At 71.0% G+C, this 15450-nt stretch carries 20 protein-coding genes and 1 tRNA gene; 2 read left to right on the forward strand and 19 right to left on the reverse strand.

What is annotated here, in order from left to right; genetic code table 11:
- The first annotated feature begins 377 nt into the window (after window positions 1-377).
- On the forward strand, window positions 378-1181 hold the full coding sequence (locus Q0L15_RS11815; RefSeq protein ID WP_296604578.1) for a restriction endonuclease: 804 nt from the start codon (window positions 378-380) through the stop codon (window positions 1179-1181).
- 124 nt (window positions 1182-1305) lie between these two features.
- Here the strand turns inward: Q0L15_RS11815 and Q0L15_RS11820 are convergent, their stop codons facing one another.
- The 12 genes from Q0L15_RS11820 to Q0L15_RS11875 form a co-directional block, all read right to left on the reverse strand.
- Window positions 1306-1911, reverse strand: a complete 606-nt coding sequence (locus tag Q0L15_RS11820; RefSeq protein WP_296604635.1) for a DUF4145 domain-containing protein — start codon at window positions 1909-1911, stop codon at window positions 1306-1308.
- 221 nt (window positions 1912-2132) lie between these two features.
- Entirely contained in the window at window positions 2133-2333 is a 201-nt protein-coding gene (locus tag Q0L15_RS11825; protein WP_296604580.1) for a helix-turn-helix domain-containing protein, read from the reverse strand.
- A gap of 269 nt (window positions 2334-2602) precedes the next feature.
- Window positions 2603-2676: transfer RNA gene (locus Q0L15_RS11830), tRNA-Pro, on the reverse strand.
- A 129-nt stretch (window positions 2677-2805) separates the two neighbouring features.
- A complete protein-coding gene (locus Q0L15_RS11835; RefSeq protein WP_296604582.1) occupies window positions 2806-3321 on the reverse strand; it encodes a DinB family protein in 516 nt (171 codons plus the stop codon).
- 39 nt (window positions 3322-3360) lie between these two features.
- The gene (locus Q0L15_RS11840; protein ID WP_296604584.1) at window positions 3361-4332 is read right to left on the reverse strand and encodes a hypothetical protein; all 972 of its coding nucleotides are present in this window, start codon (window positions 4330-4332) and stop codon (window positions 3361-3363) included.
- Between the two features lie 32 nt (window positions 4333-4364).
- Entirely contained in the window at window positions 4365-5753 is a 1389-nt protein-coding gene (der, locus tag Q0L15_RS11845; protein WP_296604585.1) for a ribosome biogenesis GTPase Der, read from the reverse strand.
- Window positions 5750-6514, reverse strand: a complete 765-nt coding sequence (locus Q0L15_RS11850; RefSeq protein WP_296604586.1) for a 1-acyl-sn-glycerol-3-phosphate acyltransferase — start codon at window positions 6512-6514, stop codon at window positions 5750-5752. Before Q0L15_RS11850 ends, der begins: the two co-directional genes overlap by 4 nt.
- Window positions 6511-7245 (reverse strand): (d)CMP kinase, encoded by a 735-nt coding sequence (gene cmk, locus Q0L15_RS11855; protein WP_366939570.1) that lies wholly within the window; start codon window positions 7243-7245, stop codon window positions 6511-6513. The genes Q0L15_RS11850 and cmk overlap by 4 nt, the downstream gene beginning before the upstream one ends.
- 11 nt (window positions 7246-7256) lie before the next feature.
- On the reverse strand, window positions 7257-8333 hold the full coding sequence (locus Q0L15_RS11860) for a prephenate dehydrogenase (RefSeq protein ID WP_296604590.1): 1077 nt from the start codon (window positions 8331-8333) through the stop codon (window positions 7257-7259).
- Window positions 8326-8778 (reverse strand): chorismate mutase, encoded by a 453-nt coding sequence (gene aroH / locus Q0L15_RS11865; protein ID WP_296604592.1) that lies wholly within the window; start codon window positions 8776-8778, stop codon window positions 8326-8328. Before aroH ends, Q0L15_RS11860 begins: the two co-directional genes overlap by 8 nt.
- Before the next feature lie 71 nt (window positions 8779-8849).
- Window positions 8850-9254 carry a VOC family protein gene (locus Q0L15_RS11870; protein WP_296604594.1) on the reverse strand — a complete coding sequence of 135 codons (405 nt, stop codon included), beginning with the start codon at window positions 9252-9254 and terminating at the stop codon, window positions 8850-8852.
- A 4-nt stretch (window positions 9255-9258) separates the two neighbouring features.
- On the reverse strand, window positions 9259-10074 hold the full coding sequence (locus Q0L15_RS11875) for an AraC family transcriptional regulator (protein WP_296604596.1): 816 nt from the start codon (window positions 10072-10074) through the stop codon (window positions 9259-9261).
- Between the two features lie 75 nt (window positions 10075-10149).
- Between Q0L15_RS11875 and Q0L15_RS11880 the strand changes: the two genes are divergently transcribed.
- Entirely contained in the window at window positions 10150-10503 is a 354-nt protein-coding gene (locus Q0L15_RS11880; protein WP_296604598.1) for an STAS domain-containing protein, read from the forward strand.
- Between the two features lie 13 nt (window positions 10504-10516).
- Here the strand turns inward: Q0L15_RS11880 and Q0L15_RS11885 are convergent, their stop codons facing one another.
- From Q0L15_RS11885 to Q0L15_RS11915, 7 genes are all read right to left on the reverse strand, one after another.
- Window positions 10517-11095 carry a hypothetical protein gene (locus tag Q0L15_RS11885; RefSeq protein WP_296604599.1) on the reverse strand — a complete coding sequence of 193 codons (579 nt, stop codon included), beginning with the start codon at window positions 11093-11095 and terminating at the stop codon, window positions 10517-10519.
- Window positions 11092-11835 carry a pseudouridine synthase gene (locus Q0L15_RS11890; RefSeq protein ID WP_296604601.1) on the reverse strand — a complete coding sequence of 248 codons (744 nt, stop codon included), beginning with the start codon at window positions 11833-11835 and terminating at the stop codon, window positions 11092-11094. The genes Q0L15_RS11885 and Q0L15_RS11890 overlap by 4 nt, the downstream gene beginning before the upstream one ends.
- Complete coding sequence (gene scpB, locus Q0L15_RS11895) at window positions 11832-12542, reverse strand: SMC-Scp complex subunit ScpB (protein ID WP_296604602.1); 711 nt, start codon at window positions 12540-12542, stop codon at window positions 11832-11834. The genes Q0L15_RS11890 and scpB overlap by 4 nt, the downstream gene beginning before the upstream one ends.
- Complete coding sequence (locus tag Q0L15_RS11900) at window positions 12532-13476, reverse strand: segregation/condensation protein A (RefSeq protein WP_296604604.1); 945 nt, start codon at window positions 13474-13476, stop codon at window positions 12532-12534. The genes scpB and Q0L15_RS11900 overlap by 11 nt, the downstream gene beginning before the upstream one ends.
- On the reverse strand, window positions 13473-13847 hold the full coding sequence (locus Q0L15_RS11905) for a hypothetical protein (RefSeq protein WP_296604605.1): 375 nt from the start codon (window positions 13845-13847) through the stop codon (window positions 13473-13475). The genes Q0L15_RS11900 and Q0L15_RS11905 overlap by 4 nt, the downstream gene beginning before the upstream one ends.
- Window positions 13832-14722: a ParA family protein gene (locus tag Q0L15_RS11910; protein ID WP_296604607.1), complete on the reverse strand. Its 891-nt coding sequence runs from the start codon at window positions 14720-14722 to the stop codon at window positions 13832-13834. The genes Q0L15_RS11905 and Q0L15_RS11910 overlap by 16 nt, the downstream gene beginning before the upstream one ends.
- 314 nt (window positions 14723-15036) lie before the next feature.
- Window positions 15037-15366, reverse strand: coding sequence for a GNAT family N-acetyltransferase (locus Q0L15_RS11915; RefSeq protein WP_296604608.1), 330 nt, complete (start codon window positions 15364-15366; stop codon window positions 15037-15039).
- Between the last annotated feature and the right edge of the window lie 84 nt (window positions 15367-15450).

The following is a 15450-nucleotide window of genomic DNA, read 5'->3' on the forward strand; positions in this document are numbered from 1 at the left end:
GTTTCTCGTTCGGTCGGGCTGACAGGATTTGAACCTGCGACCCCTTGACCCCCAGAACGGTTGATGCCACGCGTGGGACGCTCAGACTAACTCGAAATCTCCTTCTCCGAGGCATATACCTTGCTGCGTCGATGGTGGACTTTGCCGAGTTCGCGCACCCCGCGACGCACCCCGAGACCCTCGCCGAAGCGGCGGTTTCGAGTTAAGTGTGTTCGTCGTGGAGCCGACAGAGCGGACCTAGATGGTGTCGCCGCAGCGGGCGCTCTCCCTCTTCGCACCGCACCGGCAGCGGCGTCGACCGAGCGTGCGAGGCCGCTAGCGCGATCCTCGAGTGGGTGTCGCTGGTCGCCTGCGGAGCGTGGCCATAGCATCAATGCGTGGACGATCCCGCGGACTTGGACGCCCTCCCCGATGGGTATCCCGAGACCGAGCTAGACGCTTCCCTCGGCGCCGTCCGTTTCGACGGACTGACTCCTACGGAGTTCGAGGAGTTCTGCTTCGACCTCATGTCAGAGAGTGGCTTCGTCAATGTGGACTGGCGCAAAGGCACGCCGAAGCATGCCTCGCCCGCCGATCGCGGCCGGGACATCGTCGCCACGCTAGAGCGGGAGGACGTCGACGGCCACAAGTTCAGTGAGAAGTGGTTCGTTGACTGCAAGCATTACAGCCGCGGCGTCCCTCCAGAGGCGCTCCAAGGCAGCATCGCCTGGGCGCAAGCCGAGAGGCCCAGCACCGTTCTGTTCATCGCCTCCGGCTACTTGACGAACGGGGCCAAGGATTGGATCGCGTCCTACGAGCGGTCCCACCCTCCGTTCCGCATCCGCACCTGGGAGATGCCGCAACTGCGGAAGTTGCTCGCTGATCACTTGGACGTGGCCTTCAAGCACGACGTGCCTGTGTCAACGCTCCGAAAGGTCTCCGACATCCTCGACGCGGAGGCAAGTCTCGCTGACGCGCTCTGGTACGGCCGTAAGCCCGGCCATGATCAGCCGGTGCCGGACGGATGGAGCCCGGAACTGATTACTGGGATGCGCGACGCCATGCGCCGAATGGAGGACCAGTACGGCATCGAGGCCTTGCAGGCGCACAATGAGAGCGACTGGGCGTGGGGGTTTCTCTCCGGCAAGGTGTCTGCCATCCGCTGGGTCCTTGGCTACGAGTGGGACATGCTCGATAGCTAAGGGGTCGTCGAGGGTGCCGACCCGCGACTCAGCCACCTATCGGGAAGCGCGTCTCCAACGGACGCCGGTATTCGGGTGTCGCCTAGGTGTTGGTGCCTGACCGTAGGACGTTCCCGCGACGAGCTCACCCCTCTGGCGGTGGATCCTGCTCCTGAATAGCTGCCAGCTCGCCGGGGACCTCAAACACGTTGCGCAACAGCGCGGTCGTAAATCGGAGTGCCTGGCGCACCTGCCGCTCTGTTAGTTGCTCGTCGGTGTAGTGCGCACCCTGATTGCCGATGCTTCGGACGTGGTGAAGTACCTCGCCGAAAGACCTCGTGATCAAGCCCTGCTCGATCATCTTCTCGATACTTCGCACCAGAACGCGTTCCCGAATGTCGAAATGGGCAGCCGCACCTTCTAGAGTCCGTCGCAACTGGACGGCCGCGGCGTCGGGGACTCCCGCTTCCAACACGCGGATCGCGTCGAGATAGAACCGTGCGATCTGTGGAGGTACATGCTCCACCGTAAGCGCGCCCGAGGCGTCTTCCGGGATGACCCGATTGAGGGCCACACTCCCATCTCCGCCGTGCTGGAGAGCCACCACGCCGCCGCATCTCGGGCATGCCAAAACCGACCAAGCCAGTGGCGGCTGGGATGCACGAGGGGCCTTTGCGTTCTGAGCGAGGACGTTCATCTGCGTGTTCCGTGTCCCGCAATGGGGACAGTCCCGAAACAGCCACTGCTCCATGAAGGGCACGAGCCGAGCGTAAGCCACGCGGGCGCGCGGCGTCGGCATTCAAATGCGCCTCGGATTACCTCCCCTTTGCTGACGAGAGCTCGGAGCAGCCGAGGCACGTCATCTTCGTAACGCATGATCCCTCCCGCGGCCGCCACTCGGTCGACGAGTCACCGACCTGGAGAGCCGGTCGAGATGGTTCGGATCCGCGCCGGCGATCCGAACCACCTCCGTCACTCCGTGGGCTCGGCGGCGCTACCCCCTTGGGCGATCCATGCCTCGATGTCCGCGGACCGGAACCGGACATAGCGTCCGACTTGAACGCTTGGGATGAGTCCGCGCCGGGCCGCGGCGTACACCCACGTCGCGGGCACGCTCAGCCGCGCGCCAACATCCTCGGCCTTGAGCAGCCTCTCCTTGTCGTTGTTGTTCATTCCGTTCCTTTCGTCGCGGGAACACTTGACTAGTGCCCCAGGGGTTTAGGCCGCCCGAATGGGCCGTTCAGGCGGGGATGGACGGACGACATCGCTCCGAAGGCCGCCTCCGAAGGGTCGGGGTGCGTTCGGGGTGCGTGAAAGTGACAGATCCTGGCGAACTCAGAGAACTCAGATGACTTGGCAGTAGCCACGCTGCGCGGCGTCGAGAAAATGAAAAACACCCTCTGACCTGCACGTTTGCAGTTCAGAGGGTGTTTCTCGCTCGGTCGGGCTGACAGGATTTGAACCTGCGACCCCTTGACCCCCAGTCAAGTGCGCTACCAAGCTGCGCCACAGCCCGAACGCTCCCGGAGGAGCGGCGTGAACACTACCGCAGTCTGGCCGAGGATCCGGAATCGGGTCGTGTGCCTGAGCACGCGCCATGGCGCGTCGTGGGGCACACGACCCGACCAGGAGGGTCGGGCAGCGCTCAACCCATCGTCTTCTGCCCGTCGATGGTCTCGCGGATGATGTCGGCGTGGCCGGCGTGCTGCGCGGTCTCCAGCGCGATGTGGAGGATGGCGCGGCGAGCCGACCAGGTCGTGGCGGCCGCCCACGGAGCCTCGGGCAGCGAGTGCGCGGTGTCGAGGTCGACGGTGCGCACCAGCTCGTCGGTGGCGGCAGCGACCTCGGCGTACGCCGCCAGGATCTCGGCGAGCGTCTCGTCCTCGCTCATCACGAACGCCTGCTGGTGGGCGAGGATCTCGGGCGGCGGGTTGCTCCAGTCGACGCTGGCCCAGTCGGGCTGGTTGGCCGCGCCGTTGACCACGAAGTCGGCCCAGTTCCGCTCGACCGCGGTCACGTGCTTGATCAGGCCGCCCAGCGACAGCGCGCTGACGGTCGGGCGGGACCGGGCGGCCTCGTCGGAGAGGCCCTGAACGGTGTACGTCAGGAAGCCGCGGTGCTTGGTCAGGAGGTCGAGGATGTCGTCGCGTTCGGTCGTCATGCCGAGCACGCTAGAGCCGCAACCGGCCAGTTCCTGTCCTCAATGCGAGTCGACCGCCCCGCTGTCCTCGCTGACCTTCAGCGCCGAGGTGTCGACCGCCACGAACGCGGAGGCGGGGATCTGCTTGAGCTCCTCGATCAGCGACGCCGGCCACCGCGCGTTCTGCTCGCCCTGGAAGAACCACGGCGACCCGTTGTCGGCGAGCACCAGGCCGTAGCGCTTCATCGCGGTGATCACCGCGACGGCGTACGGCGAGAAGCCCCGCGTGGAGAACCCGGCCCGCAGCCGGAAGCGCGCGCCCATCGGTGGGTAGGCGAGCGAGTCCTGCGAGCCGGCGTCGTGCCGCGCGGGCCAGAGATGGTGGCGGCTGGTGACGTCGGTGGTGAACCGGATGGCGTGGTCGACCTTGCCCGCCTTGACCTCGTTCCAGCGCAGCAGCCCGGGCAGGATCGGCAGCCCCGCGGCGTCCGCGGAGGTCCAGCCGTCGGGCCGCAGCCGGTGGGAGGACAGGGACCAGACCGCGCCCGACCCGGCCACCCAGCGGCCGTGCCGCACGCGGGTGTTCCATGTCTCGTAGAGCCGGCAGGAGCCCGTGTCGACGACGATCGCGTGCTTGTCACCGGCCGACCCGCGCCCGCCCTCGATCCGGGTGTCCGCACCGAGCGGGTAGCGCACCCGGTCGCTCTCGTCGGCGTAGTCGAACCGGACGCGCACCTTCGCGTGGGTCGGCCCCACGACCGTGATCGGGATGCCGTGGTCGGGCCCGTCCCCGTAGGACGGCCCGAAGTCGGGGTGCAGGTCGACCTCCGGCGACATGTGCGAGAGCCACGCGCGGCTGCGGGCGTGCACCGGCAGCCCTCGCACGTCGGCGTGCCACCAGTTGTTGCGCGGGAACGCCGAGCACGACGTCCCGGCCACCGGCCGCACGTCCGCGGTCGGGCGCTCGGCGTGCGTCGCTCCCGGCACCCCGAGGAGACATCCGGCGAGACCGACGACCACGAGCCTCCGCATGGACCGACGGTAGCCCCGGGCCCCGCCGGGGACTACCGCTTGCGCTTCTCGCGCGGCCGCTGCTGGAGCACGATCGGGGTGCCGACGAAGCCGAACTCCTCGCGCAGCCGCCGCTCGATGAACCGCTCGTAGCCCGCGTCGAGCTTGCCGCTGGTGAACAGCACGAACGTGGGCGGTGCGGTCGAGGCCTGCGTGCCGAACAGGATCTTGGGCTGCTTGCCGCTGCGCACCGGGTGGGGGTGCTCGGCAACCAGGCGCCCGAGGAACCCGTTGAGCGCGCCGGTGGAGATGCGGGTCTCCCAGCCCTCGATCGCCTTCTCCAGCGCCGGGACGAGTCGGTCGACGTGCCACCCGGTCTTGGCCGTGATGTTGATCCGCGGTGCCCACTGCACCTGCACGAGCTCGCGCTCGATCTCGCGGTCGAGGTAGTAGCGGCGCTCCTCGTCGACCAGGTCCCACTTGTTGAACGCGATCACCAGGGCGCGGCCGGCCTCCCGGACGGTCTGGAGGATCCGCACGTCCTGTTCGGAGATCGACTCCCCACCGTTGACGACGAGCACGGCGACCTCCGCGCGGTCGATCGCCGTGGAGGTGCGCAGCGAGGCGTAGTACTCGTGCCCCGAGGCCTCCTTGACCCGCTTGCGGATGCCGGCGGTGTCGATGAAGCGCCACGTCTGTCCGCCGAGCTCGATCAGCTCGTCGACCGGGTCGACGGTCGTGCCCGCGACGTTGTCGACGACCACCCGCTCCTCGCCGGCGAGCTTGTTGAGCAGCGAGGACTTGCCGACGTTGGGCTTGCCGACGATCGCGATCCGGCGCGGTCCGCGAGCCTCGGGCTCGCGCTCCGGCGGCGGCTCGGGAAGCGCCGCGAGGATCGCATCGAGCATGTCGCCGGACCCGCGACCGTGGAGGGCGGAGACGGGCCACGGCTCCCCCAGCCCGAGGTTCCACAGGCCGTAGGCCTCGGCCTCGGTGCGCTGGTCGTCGACCTTGTTGGCCGCCAGGACCACGGGCTTCCCGGACTTGCGCAGCACCCGGACGACGGCCTCGTCGGCGTCGGTGATGCCGACGGTGGCGTCGACGACGAACAGCACGGCGTCCGCCAGCGTCACCGCCACCTCGGCCTGGGCGGCGATCCGCTCGGCGAGGCCGCGGGCGTCGGGGTCCCACCCGCCGGTGTCGACGACCGTGAAGGCGCGGCCGTTCCAGTTGGCGTCGTACGACACGCGGTCGCGGGTGACGCCCGGGACGTCCTCGACGACCGCCTCACGGCGGCCGATGATCCGGTTGACCAGCGTCGACTTGCCGACGTTGGGGCGTCCGACGACGGCGAGCACCGGCACGGGGCCGAGGTGCTCCGGGGATTTGTCCTGGGGATCGGTGTCCGGGGCGCCGTCGTGGGCACCCTCGAGCTCGGTCATGGTGCTCCTTGGTCGGTGACCCCGGTCGCGGGGTCTGGGTCTACGTCGGTCACGGGCAGCGGACCCGGCAGCTCCCGGCCGGTCGACGCGCGCGCACGGTCCAGCTGGACCAGCATGTGCTCTCGGAGCAACAACGAGGTCTTCTCCACTTGTTCCCGGGTGCGCGGCCACGGCACCGGGTCGATCCGGTAGGGCTCACCGAACACCATGTCGATCCGCGAGCGCCGCGGTGGCAGGGAGTTGTGGTGGGCGCCGGGCTCGCGGCTGCCGAGCATGGTCACCGGTACGACGGGAGCGCCGGAGACCAGCGCCAGGTAGGCCGCTCCTCGGTGGAAGCGCCCGAGGTCGCCCGCGCCGCGGCTGCCCTCGGGGTAGATGCCGATCGCGCCCCCGTCGCGCAGCACCTTCAGGCAGGTCTTCACCGCGGCCGGGTCGGCGTGGTAGCGGTCCAGGGGTATCTGTCCGGACTGGAGCAGGAACCGGCCGAGCAGGCCCCGGAACATCTCGATCTTGGTCAGCGCGTGCGCCGGCCGGGGGGCGAAGATCGCCAGGAACGGGCCGTCGATGATGCCGATGTGGTTGGAGGCGTAGATCACCCCGCCGCGGCGCGGCACCTGCTCCGGGGCGTGCACGCGCACGTCGTACCACCGCCGGATCAGCCAGCGCGCGAGCGGGCGCAACGGCGAGTGGAGCGCATAGCGCGGTGCGCCCCGTGCGGTGTCGCTGCGCGGCAGCTCGCGGTGGGCGGCGCGGATCGTCATCGCGCCCTCGGAGGCGCCTCGGCGTCTGCGTCGAGCTCGGCGACCAGCCCGGCCACCAGTCCGATGACCTCGTCGAGGGTGTACGGCGTGGTGTCGATGTGCACCGCACCGTCGGCCTGCACGAGCGGCGCCGTGGCGCGTCCGGAGTCGATCCGGTCGCGGGCGAGCAGCGACTCCTGGGTCGCCGCGAGGTCCGTCGCGCCCTGCTCGGCGGCGCGCCGCTCGGCGCGCGCGGAGGGGTCGGCGCTCAGGTAGACCTTGACGGGCGCGTCGGGTGCGACGACCGAGCCGATGTCGCGTCCCTCGACGACGATCCCGCCGTCCTGGACGGCGTCCGCGATCACCGAGCGCTGCAGGTCGAGCAGGCGGGCGCGGACCTCGGGGACGGCGCTGACCGGCGAGACAGCGGCATTCACGGCGTCGCTGCGGATCTCGACGGCCACGTCGGTGCCGTCGACGGTGATGGTGGGCTCCTGGGGGTCGGTCCCGGAGACGATCTCGGGCTCGACGCAGCGGGCGGCGACCGCGGCGGCGTCGTGGACGTCGACGCCCTCGCGCAGCAGCCACCACGTCATCGCCCGGAACTGGGCGCCGGTGTCCAGGTAGCGCAGACCGAGCCGGGTCGCGACACCACGCGAGGTGCTCGACTTGCCCGAGCCCGAGGTGCCGTCGACGGCGATCACCAGACCGTCGGTCGAGGCGGGTGCGGGGCGGTTCGAGCTGTGGTCCACGGGGCCGCAGCCTACCGGTGCGTCACCCATCCACGTGACTCCAGAGAGCTCAGGAGGTGCTCGGCCCGGGTCTCGTCGACGACGAGCTCGACCAGACCGACCGGCCGGCCGGGGTCGTGGTCGATGTGGACGTCCTCGATGTTGACCTCGCTGGCTCCGGCATCGGCGAACAGTCGGGCGAGCTCGCCGGGATGGTCGGGCACCGACACGAAGACCGACCGCGTCGGGCGCACCGGTCCGCCGTGCTTGCCCGGGATCGCCCGGGTGCCGGCCACGCCCCGGGCGAGGACGGACTCCAGCGCCGTCCGGTCGTCCGCCGCCACCGCGTCGATCACGCTGTCGAGCTGGGCGCGGACCTCGGCGAGCAGCCCGAGCACCGCCTGGGCGTTCGCGGACACGATCTGGCCGTAGAGCGCCGGGCTGCCGGCGGCGACGCGGGTGACGTCGCGGACGCCCTGCCCCGAGAGCGCGAGGTGCTGCTCGGGGGCGTCGACCAGGCGGCCGGCCACCAGCGAGGCGAGCAGGTGCGGGACGTGCGACGTCCGCGCGACCGCCTTGTCATGCTCCTCCGGGCTCAGCCGCACCGGTACGGCGCCACACAGCTGCGCCAGCTCCTCCACGAGGAGCACGGCCGCCGGGTCGCTGCCCTCGTGCGGCGTGATCGCCCACGGTCGGCCGTCGAACAGCGCCGGGGTGGCCGCCAGGGGCCCGGAGCGCTCCGAGCCGGCCATCGGGTGCCCGCCCGCGTAGCGGCGCGTCACCTCCGCGCCCACGAGCCGCTCCACCTTCGCGGGCAGGGCCGACTTCACGCTGCCGACGTCGGTCACCACGGCGTCCGGGCGATCGCGCAGGACCTGGGCGATCACGTCACCGAGCGCGTCGGGCGGCACGGCGACCACCACCAGCTGCGGGGCGTCCTGGGGGGTGCTCGCCCGGCCCGCGCCCAGGCCCGAGGCGGTGCGGACGTGCTCGGACGCGGCGTCCGTGAGCAGCACCTCGAGCCCGGCCCGGCGACAGGCCAGACCGATCGAGGTCCCGAGCAGCCCGGCGCCGACGACCTCGACCGGACCGACCAGGGTCCTACTCATCGCCGGCGTCGCGGTCGGCGTCGTGGTCGGCGTGGCGGTCGGCGTCGTGATCGGCGTCGTGGTCGGCATCGGGCACCGACCGCACCCGGCTCAGGTCGCTGCGCAGCGCGGCAGCGCCGTGGAGGTAGACGTGGGTGATGTCAGCACGGGGCAGGTCGGTCTCGACGTGGGCCATCATCCGCACGACCCGCGGCATCGAGCCGGCGATCTCCAGCTCACGGGCACAGATCAGCGGCACCTCGCCGAAGCCGAGCCGGCGGGCGGCATAGGCGGGGAACTCCGAGACCAGGTCGGAGGTCGCGGTGAAGATCACCGAGATGAAGTCGTCGACCTCGAGCCCGTTCGCCGCCATCACGTCGACGACCATCTCGGCGACGCGCTCGAGCATGTGCTCGCGCGTGTCCTCCTCCAGCTGGGTCGCCCCTCGCACTGCCCTGACTGCCACCCCGCAAGGCTATCGACGTGCGTCGGCGTTCCGGCGCCGGTCTCATCCGCGGGCCGCCCAGGGCCGGGCCCTCACCGCGGCTGGTAGCTGCCGAACGACCAGTGGTTGCCCTCCGGGTCCTCGACGCTGCCGCCGCGTCCGCCGTAGTCCTCCTCGACCAACGGCTGGACCACCCGCGCCCCGGCGGCCACCGCTCGGTCGAAGACGGCGTCGGGGTCGCCGGTCACCAGGTAGGTCGCCGAGCCACCGACGTTGCGGACCACTCCGCCCTCGCGCAGCGAGCCGAACATGATCCCGCCACCCTCGGGCCACAGCCACTCGGCGTGGACGACGACCGCCGGGTCGGCCTCGTCGCGGTAGGTCGCGTGCTCGACGAACCCGACAGCGCTCAACCAGCGCATCATCGCCTCGGCGTCGCCGAAGGCGAAGCTCTGCCAGTGCTTGATGTCCTCCACGTGCTTGGGTGCGTCACTCATGCCCTCAGCCTGCGTCCGGGTCAGCACCCAGGTCTTGGAGGAATGGGAACTCCTCGCGCAGCCAGACCGACGGCGGGCAGCCGGCCAGATCGACCCAGTCGCGCGTGAGGTGCGCCTGGTCGGCGTACCCACACCGGTGGGCGACCTCGGCGAGCGGCGCTCGACCGAGCAGGCCGCGCGAGCCCTCGAACCGGCCCAGGCGCTGGACCTGCTTGGGCGCCAGACCGGTCTCCGCGCGCACCAGCGTGCCCAGGTGGCGCCGCGTGTAGCCGACCTCGTCCGCGACCGTCTGCACCGATCGGCCCTGCGCCAGCAGGTCCACGGCATGGCGTACGTCGGGCCGGACGGCGTGCCGCGGCGAGGCGTGCGCCCGGCGGTCGATTTCGGCCCGGAGCGCGTCGCTCACCAGCCCGGCCCGCTCCCCCGGCTCCGCGGCGTCGAGCTGCTCGGGGAGCCGGCCCAGCCGCGGCGCCACCTCGTGCAGCTCCTCGAGCTCCAGCAGTCCCCCGGCCAGCTCGGCGGCCGGGACGCCGAGCACGGCCCGCGCGCCGGCGGCGGTGAGGGCGACCTGGACACCCGTCTGCCGGCCCGAGTGGTGGATCTCCGCCGGCCGGGTGTGCAGGCCCGACACCGACGACCAGCCACGCCGGCGGCTCGCCGGCTGGTCGGCCCACGAGACCTCCAGCGGCTCGCCCACGGGCAGCACGAACGTCACGGTCGTCGACGGCAGGCCGCGGTGCACACCGGGGCCGCCCAGGTCGACGTCGTACGCCGCCAGCGAGGCGACGTACGGCGCGAGCGCTGCGGCCGTGCGCGGCATGCCCAGAAGGGTACTCACCCGTTCGGGTGGCATGCTTTGGCGCGATCACGCGCCGCGACGGTGTAGAACGTGCACGTGCCCACTTTCCAGCCCCTGACGATCACCGTCGAGAAGCGCGAGGACGTCACGATCGTGCACTGCGCGGGCGAGGTCGACATCGCGACCGCGGGTCAGCTGCGCGGCGAGGTGACCGACGCCCTCGTCGACGGCCCCGGCCACCTGGTGGTCGTGCTCGACGACGTCACGTTCCTCGACTCGCTCGGGTTGGGCGCGCTGATCAGCGCACACAAGCGCGCCCGCGTGCTCCAGGGGTCGTTCACGATCGTGTGCACCAGCCGGCCGGTGCTGCGCGTGTTCACCGCGACCGCCATGCACCGGGTCTTCCGCGTGGTCGACACCCTCGACGAGGCGCTCGAGCCGGCCTCCTAGGCCGAGCCCAGGCTCACCGCATCCGACAGCCGGGGTTCTGGCGCTCGCGCGAGACGACAAGGTCCTGCGGACTGGCCACCGTGCCGTCTCGTCCCCACGATCTGACGACCAGCGCCGGCCACTCGTAGAAGGTGACCGCCCCGGCGTCGGTGCACCCGTCGGCACGGAACACCACGAGGGTGCGGAGCGTCCAGGTCTCGCCGGCGTCGAGGTGGTGGTCCAGCTCGACGCGGGCGTCGATGTCGTCGGCCACTGATGCCGCGATCGGCGTCCGGCCATCGATCTCGCCGGCTCGGACCACCGCGCCTCCTCCGGGGCCGAGGTAGGGCAGCACGGCGCTGTCGAGCTGAACACCCCGACGTCCGGTGTTGTGCACCTCGACCGTGATCACGCACGCCATGCCCGGCTGCGCCCGGATCGTGTGGTGGTCCTTCTCGAGCCTCGTCCCGGTGCACTCCGGCGCTCCTCGCCACGCGACCTCGACGTCCGAGATCGCCCGGGAGCTTCCCCACACCCACACGCCCGAGCCCAGCCCGACCACGAGCACCGCCGCGACCAGGACCATCACCGCCGGGGCGGCCCGGCGGTTCACAGCTGCGCGACGTCCAGCAGCTCGCCGAGCTCGTCGAGCGTCAGCTCGCGCATCTCTCCGCTGCCCAGCCGACCGAGCGAGACCGGGCCGAAGGCGGTGCGGGTGAGCCGGCGCACGGGGTGACCGACGTGGTCGAGCAGCCGCCGCACGATCCGGTTGCGCCCCTCGTGGATCACCAGCTCCACGATCGACTTGGCGGGCGTCGACTCCACGATCCGGGCCTTCGACACCGTCACCGGGCCATCCTCGAGGGTGACGCCCTCGAGGAGCTGCTTGATCGTGCGGCGGAACATCTCACCCTCGACCTCCGCGACGTAGGTCTTGTCGACCTCGTAGGACGGGTGGGCCATCCGGTGCGCGAAGTCTCCGTCGTTGGTCAGCAGCAGGAGGCCGGAGGTGTCGGTGTCGAGGCGGCCGACGTGGAAGAGCCGCTCGGGGCGATCGGCCACCAGGTCGGAGAGCGTGCGTCGCCCCTCCGGGTCGGACATCGTCGACACCACGCCCCGGGGCTTGTTGAGCACCAGGTAGACCTTCTCCGAGATCGGGGGCAGCCGCTTGCCGTCGACCCGGACGATCGCGGTGCGCGGGTCGACCTTCGTGCCCAGCCGGGTCACGACCTCGCCGTCGACCTCGACCAGGCCCCCGAGCATGAGCTCCTCACACTTGCGGCGCGAGGCGACCCCGGACTGGGCGAGCAGCTTCTGCAGACGGACCAGGCCGTCCTCGTCGGTCTCGATCACGTCGGCTCGGTCCCGCCGTCGGGCTCGGTGCCGTCCCCGCTGTGCGGCGAGTGCGGATGGCCGGGGTGCGGCGCCGAGTCCGGGCCGGGAGCGGGCTCCGGCGTCGACTCGGTGGCGACCGGCGCCGCCATCTCGGCCAGCTCGTCCTCGAGGTCGTCCATGTCCGGCAGGTACGGCGCGAGCTCGGGCAGGTCGTCGAGCGCGGTCACGCCGATGCGCTCGAGGAAGTAGGTGGTGGTCCGGTAGAGGTTCGCACCCGTCTCGTGGTCGTGGCCGGCCTCCTCGACGAGGCCCCGCGTCAGGAGCGTGCGCATCACGCCGTCGACGTTGACGCCACGGATCGCGGAGACCCGGGCGCGCGAGACCGGCTGCTTGTAGGCCACCACCGCCAGGGTCTCGAGCGCGGCCTGCGTGAGCCGCGCCTGCTGGCCGTCGAGCACGAACGCCTCCACCACCGCGGCGTACTCCTCGCGGGTGTAGTAACGCCACCCACCGCCGACGTTGCGCAGCTCGAACCCGCGGCCCTGCTCGGTGTACTCGGCGGCGAGGGCGTCGAGCGCCTCGGTCACCTCGCCGACCGGGTAGCCGACCGCGGTCGCCAGCGTCACGGTGTCCATCGGCTGGTCGGCCACCATCAGCAGCGCCTCGAGCGAGGGGCGCAGGGCCGCGACCGGGACCGGGAGGGTCTCCTCGACCTCAGCCGTCATCGCGGGACCCGTCTCCGCCGTCGTCTCCGCCGTCGTCTCGGCCGTCGTCTCGGCTGTGGTCTCGGCTGTGGTCTCGGTCATCGCTCTCTCCCTCCGGTACGTCGTCGGCCTCGGGCGGCGCGCCCTCGAACTCGTCGGTGATCAGCTCGTCGACGTCCGCGTCGTCCTCTCCGGTCCACCGTACGGTCAGCTCGCCGAGCGGCGTCACCTGGTCGAACGCGACCGCACCCTCGCGGAACAGCTCGAGCAGCGAGAGGAACCGGGCGACGGTCGTGAGCCGGTCGGGCGAGTCGCCGCACAGCGCCCGGAACGTCATCGTGCCGCTGCGGCGCAGCCGGTCGACGACGAGCGCGGCCTGCTCGCGGACGCTCACCTTGTTGGCGTGGATGTGCTGGAGCGAGACCTCGAGCACCGGCTTGGGCTCGAGCGCCTTGGCAGCCAGCTGGGCGAACTGGTCGAGGCCGATGCCGATCAGGACCTCGGGGAGCAGCCCGGCGAACCGCTCCTCCAGCCCGACCGCGCGCGGGTGGCGCTTGGACTCCCCCGCCAGGCGCTCGGAGAGCACCGCCGCCACCTGCTTGAACGCGCGGTACTGCAGCAGCCGGGCGAACAGCAGGTCGCGCGCCTCGAGGAGCGCGAGGTCCTCCTCGTCCTCGATGTCGCCCTGCGGGAGCAGCCGCGCCGCCTTCAGGTCGAGCAGCGTGGAGGCCACGAGCAGGAACGACGTCGTCTGCTCGAGGTCCCAGTGCGGGCCGGCGGCCTTCACGTGGGCGATGAACTCGTCGGTCACCGTGGACAGCGAGACCTCGGTGATGTCGAGCTTGTGCTTGGCGATGAGGTTGAGCAGCAGGTCGAAGGGGCCCTCGAAGTTGTCCAGGCGCACCGCGAACGCCGGCGCCGCCTCGCCGCTGGACTCCACGGACGCCGTGGTCATCCCTCGGTCAATCGACGGACCAGCGCACTGTCGTCGCCCTGGCTCTCGAAGTCGGCCAGCACCAGCGCGATCGCCTCGCGCACGATCCTGCCGCGGTCGACCGCCAGCCCGTGGGAGCGGCGCAGCAGCAGCCGTGCGTGCTCGAGGTCGAGCAGCTCGTCGGAGGTGACGTAGACCGTCATCTTCTCGTCGTGCCGGACCCGGCCGCTCGGCTTCTTCTTCCGAGACCCGGCACCCGCGTCCGGGTCGGACCCCGTGTCCGCCCCGGCGTCCGTGGTCTCGCGGCCCTCAGCCGCCCGCCGGGTGTCCTCCGGCGGCGCGGTGGGGCGGAACAGGTCGTCGGCGGCGGGAAGGCTCACCCGTCGAGACACCGGGCAAGCACCTCCTTGGCGAGCTGGCGGTAGGAGTCGGCACCGGCCGAGCTGGCGGCGTACGTCGTGATCGGCTCGCCGGCGACGGTCGAGTCGGAGAACTTCACCGTGCGACGGATGACGGTGTGGAAGACCTTGTCGCCCCACGCCTGGACCAGCCGCTCCATGACCTCGCGGCTGTGCAGGGTGCGGCCGTCGTACATCGTGCCGAGGACGCCGTCGATCTCGAGCTTGGGGTTGAGCCGCTCGCGCACCTTGTCGATGGTGGTCTTGAGCAGCGCCACACCACGCAGGGCGAAGTACTCGCACTCCAGCGGCACGATCACGCCGTCGGAGGCGGTCAGCGCGTTGACGGTCAGCAGGCCCAGCGAGGGCTGGCAGTCGATGAGGATGACGTCGTACTCCGCGATGGCCGGACCGAGCACGCGCTGCAGGGTCTGCTCGCGAGCGACCTCGTGCACCAGCTGGACCTCGGCGGCGGACAGGTCGATGTTGGAGGGCAGCAGGTCCATGCCCTCGACGACCGTCGGGACGATCACGTCGTGGATGTCGACGTCACGCTGCATGAGCAGGTTGTAGATCGTCAGGTCCATCTCGTGGGGGTTGAGGCCCAGACCGACCGAGAGCGAGCCCTGGGGGTCGAAGTCGACCAGCAGGACCTTGCGCCCGAGCTCGGCGAGGGAGGCGCCGAGGTTGATCGTGGTGGTGGTCTTGCCGACCCCGCCCTTCTGGTTGCACATCGACACGACCCGCGCGTTGCCGTGCTCGCTCACCGGAGCGGGCTCGGGGATCTGGGGCAGCGGCCGGCCCGTGGGGCCGAGGGGCGGCGTGGCGGCCGCGGCGATCGGGCGCTCGAAGGGCAGGGGCTCGGACACGAGCAGGTCATCTCCGGTCAGGGGTGAGGAGGGAGGGGCAGGGGCGTGGACGAGCGGTGGCATCGCGTCGGCGGTGGACCCGGTCGGGCTGGACGATCCGAACGTGCCGTGTGCAGTCATCCCCGCTCCTCACCGACTTGTCGACACGACGACAAGTAGTCGACCCGTCGCGACTCTAGGACCGGGGTCCGACAGCGACAAGCCGACGCAGCGATACCGCGCGGATACAGGGAAATCTGTTGATGAGCTGTGCACTCCTCGGGCGCGGGATGCACAGGCGGGCGCCGCCTGTGCACAGCCCTGTGGAGGAGCCGTCAGCCCTGAGAGGCGTCCGAGTCCGCCTGGCCACCGTCCCCGGCGCCGTAGACGAGGTCGGTGTAGTCGGGGTGCTTGCCGATCCAGCCCTTGATGAACGGGCACAGCGGCATCACCTTGCGGGTGCCGGCCGAGCGCACGTCGTCGAGCCCGAAGCGCGCGAGCGCCGAGCCGACCCCCTTGCCCTCGAACTTCTCGCCGACCTCGGTGTGGGTGAAGACCACGAGCTCGTCGGTGAGCTGGTACTCCGCGAACCCGGCCAGCTCACCGTCGATGTGGGCCTCGTAGCGGCTCTGCTCGGGATTGTTCGAAGTCGCGACGTCGGTCATGGCGTCGACTGTAGGGCGTCGCTGGGCACGACGGGCGAACGCGAGCGGCGATCGGTGCGTGCGGTGGCCAGGCGCCGAGGGACG

The organism is Nocardioides sp. (assembly GCF_024509035.1).
Lineage (GTDB): Bacteria > Actinomycetota > Actinomycetes > Propionibacteriales > Nocardioidaceae > Nocardioides.

What these genes read in the sequence shown, in the direction of transcription:
- Q0L15_RS11870 (WP_296604594.1), bottom strand. Translation starts at nt 9,254, where the DNA reads ATGAGTGACGCACCCAAGCACGTGGAGGACATCAAGCACTGGCAGAGC.
- Q0L15_RS11820 (WP_296604635.1), bottom strand. Translation starts at nt 1,911, where the DNA reads ATGGAGCAGTGGCTGTTTCGGGACTGTCCCCATTGCGGGACACGGAAC.
- Q0L15_RS11825 (WP_296604580.1), bottom strand. Translation starts at nt 2,333, where the DNA reads ATGAACAACAACGACAAGGAGAGGCTGCTCAAGGCCGAGGATGTTGGC.
- Q0L15_RS11835 (WP_296604582.1), bottom strand. Translation starts at nt 3,321, where the DNA reads ATGACGACCGAACGCGACGACATCCTCGACCTCCTGACCAAGCACCGC.
- scpB (WP_296604602.1), bottom strand. Translation starts at nt 12,542, where the DNA reads ATGACGGCTGAGGTCGAGGAGACCCTCCCGGTCCCGGTCGCGGCCCTG.
- Q0L15_RS11900 (WP_296604604.1), bottom strand. Translation starts at nt 13,476, where the DNA reads ATGACCACGGCGTCCGTGGAGTCCAGCGGCGAGGCGGCGCCGGCGTTC.
- Q0L15_RS11915 (WP_296604608.1), bottom strand. Translation starts at nt 15,366, where the DNA reads ATGACCGACGTCGCGACTTCGAACAATCCCGAGCAGAGCCGCTACGAG.
- Q0L15_RS11840 (WP_296604584.1), bottom strand. Translation starts at nt 4,332, where the DNA reads ATGCGGAGGCTCGTGGTCGTCGGTCTCGCCGGATGTCTCCTCGGGGTG.
- der (WP_296604585.1), bottom strand. Translation starts at nt 5,753, where the DNA reads ATGACCGAGCTCGAGGGTGCCCACGACGGCGCCCCGGACACCGATCCC.
- Q0L15_RS11875 (WP_296604596.1), bottom strand. Translation starts at nt 10,074, where the DNA reads ATGCCGCGCACGGCCGCAGCGCTCGCGCCGTACGTCGCCTCGCTGGCG.
- Q0L15_RS11850 (WP_296604586.1), bottom strand. Translation starts at nt 6,514, where the DNA reads ATGACGATCCGCGCCGCCCACCGCGAGCTGCCGCGCAGCGACACCGCA.
- Q0L15_RS11860 (WP_296604590.1), bottom strand. Translation starts at nt 8,333, where the DNA reads ATGAGTAGGACCCTGGTCGGTCCGGTCGAGGTCGTCGGCGCCGGGCTG.